The 1,779-nt window shown below is 55.9% G+C and carries 3 protein-coding genes; all 3 read right to left on the reverse strand.

Going from position 1 to position 1,779, the window contains the following annotated elements; genetic code table 11:
- Positions 1–163: 163 nt before the first annotated feature.
- Positions 164–1,300: a tyrosine-type recombinase/integrase gene (locus HP546_RS29870; RefSeq protein ID WP_372242483.1), complete on the reverse strand. Its 1,137-nt coding sequence runs from the start codon at positions 1,298–1,300 to the stop codon at positions 164–166.
- On the reverse strand, positions 1,195–1,539 hold the full coding sequence (locus HP546_RS31950; protein WP_279855061.1) for a hypothetical protein: 345 nt from the start codon (positions 1,537–1,539) through the stop codon (positions 1,195–1,197). Before HP546_RS31950 ends, HP546_RS29870 begins: the two co-directional genes overlap by 106 nt.
- 51 nt (positions 1,540–1,590) lie before the next feature.
- The coding region (locus tag HP546_RS29875; protein WP_172233368.1) for a hypothetical protein at positions 1,591–1,779 on the reverse strand (189 nt) is incomplete at its 5' end.

A 1,779-nucleotide genomic window follows, 5' to 3' on the forward strand; every position in this document is an offset into this window, starting at 1 on the left:
GGCTTGACTGTAATACTCGTACCACTTTTTGTACCAAAAAGTGGTTTTTATGGGGGAATCAGGGGGAAATATGGCCCCTGTAGGCCTTTAAAACCCCCTTTTCCAATACTCCTGCTAATCCGCACATGTAACGTAAACCCTTTGAGTTTCGGCACTCTTGGCGTTACTGGCTTTTAGCTCGTACCATTTTTGTACCACTTTCCAGCGATTTCAGCTTATCAAGCTCAGCCCAGTCATTCGGCGAGTTGATCCACTTCGCGTATGTCGAAAGCAGCACCTGTACGCTATGCCCGAGTTGCGCGGCGATGAATGCCGGGTTCATGCCGGCCATCAGGCACATGGTCGCGTACGTGTGGCGCGTGTCGTACATCCTGCGGCGCCTGATACCAAGCTTCCGTAGGGCTGCCAGCCAGTAGCGTTTTTGACTCGTCTCGGAGCGAATGAACATATCCGAGCGGTCACCCGTCCCACTGGGCGCGAACACATAATCTGAACGGGCCTCGGTGAGCGGTCTAGCTTTTTCGAGCGCATGCAGGGCGCGATCGTTCAATAAAACTTTCCGGGAACGCTTCGTTTTGGTGCGATCCTGGATCACTCCACGGATCTGAATGCGGCAAACGTTGGCAGTCTTTCCGCGCCTGTCGATTTCGCTCCAGCGCAAAGCCATCACCTCGCCCGGCCGCATGCCGGTGTAGAAACAGAACTCGAAATAGGCCGCGTAAATTGCCGTCATGCCGCTCGTCGTTTCGTACAGATGAGCAATGATCGAATCCGCTTCCTCTTTGGTGAAAGGGTCGACCTCACGCTTCGGCACTTTGGCGCCTGGGATAGACAGGGCCGGGTTTCGAACAATCAACTCGTCCGTCACCGCCTGCTGGAAGATCGACACCAGTAGGCCGACCACGCCCTTGCGGCGTACCGGGGAAGTCCACTTGATATCGTTCATGATCTTGCGCAGGAGCACTGACGTGATGGTGTCGATCGGCTTCTCGGCCAGGTACGGAACCCAATACACCTGCAGGGCAGAGCGGTAGTTTTTCCGGGTTCCCTCCACGATCTGCAGGCTGTTGAGCCAGTCCTGCGCGTAATCGAAGAAGATCGGCGTAGTTTGCTCCTGAACCACCACGCTTCGGGTATTTGGGAACAGCTCGGCGTACTTCTCTGCCGTCAGGGCGCCGAGCTTGTCCAACCCCTTTACTTGAGCACGTAGACTCGCTGCTGCTGCGATCCCTTTCGGGGTCTGAGGGAGGGCGAGCGTCTCGCAGCACCGCTTCTTGTTCCAGGTGAAGCGAATTCGGATTGAGCGCCCGACAAGCTCGACTCCGGCCGGCAGGTCCACAGGCTTTCGATCCATTCGTCATATCTCCTTTTGCTGTACATAATCCTGCCGTTGATCTTCATCCACACCCAGTTGGGGATGATGCCTTTCTCGCGCTTGCGTTGAAGCGCCTTCGCTGTACACCCCACCAACTCGCCCATCCGTTTTTCGGTGACCTTGTCGTGCACATGGTCTTCGGGCAGATTCTCTGCTGCTGCCATCGCTATTCCTCCTGACGCGTCAGGTTTTGGTTGTCACGCCGATCTGTCACGTCAGGTCCTTTTTGCCGGCGGCAGGGCTGGTTTCGATTCGATAAACGTGCTGGCTGAGTTCTCGCCGCCAATGTGGCGGAAGTAGTCGATCTCAACCTTTGCGCTTTCAATCAGAACCCGGCTGATATCCGATACTGACTGGGCACGCTGAACCTCTTTGGCCAGACTGTCGTCGTCGGCTTCACGTAC

The organism is Pseudomonas sp. CM25 (assembly GCF_013179705.1).
GTDB lineage: Bacteria > Pseudomonadota > Gammaproteobacteria > Pseudomonadales > Pseudomonadaceae > Aquipseudomonas.

What these genes read in the sequence shown, in the direction of transcription:
- HP546_RS31950 (WP_279855061.1), bottom strand. Translation starts at nt 1,539, where the DNA reads ATGGCAGCAGCAGAGAATCTGCCCGAAGACCATGTGCACGACAAGGTC.